Annotated in this window: 1 rRNA gene; it reads right to left on the bottom strand. The window is 55.1% G+C overall.

The annotated features are described in order from the left end of the window. Positions 1 to 382, bottom strand: a 16S ribosomal RNA gene (locus AB4Y92_RS26425); the annotation flags it as partial.

The following is a 382-nucleotide window of genomic DNA, read 5'->3' as shown; positions in this document are numbered from 1 at the left end:
ACGTATTACCGCGGCTGCTGGCACGTAGTTAGCCGGGGCTTTCTTCTCAGGTACCGTCACCTTGAGAGCAGTTACTCTCCCAAGCGTTCTTCCCTGGCAACAGAGCTTTACGATCCGAAAACCTTCATCACTCACGCGGCGTTGCTCCGTCAGACTTKCGTCCATTGCGGAAGATTCCCTACTGCTGCCTCCCGTAGGAGTCTGGGCCGTGTCTCAGTCCCAGTGTGGCCGATCACCCTCTCAGGTCGGCTACGCATCGTCGCCTTGGTGAGCCGTTACCTCACCAACTAGCTAATGCGCCGCAGGCCCATCCTCAAGTGACAGATTGCTCCGTCTTTCCAAATTCGTTCAGGCGAACAAATCATGTATTCGGTATTAGTAG

The organism is Lysobacter sp. TAB13 (assembly GCF_052113885.1).
Classification (GTDB): Bacteria; Pseudomonadota; Gammaproteobacteria; order Xanthomonadales; family Xanthomonadaceae; genus Lysobacter; species Lysobacter gummosus.
This window is presented reverse-complemented; position numbering and strand designations above follow the sequence as displayed.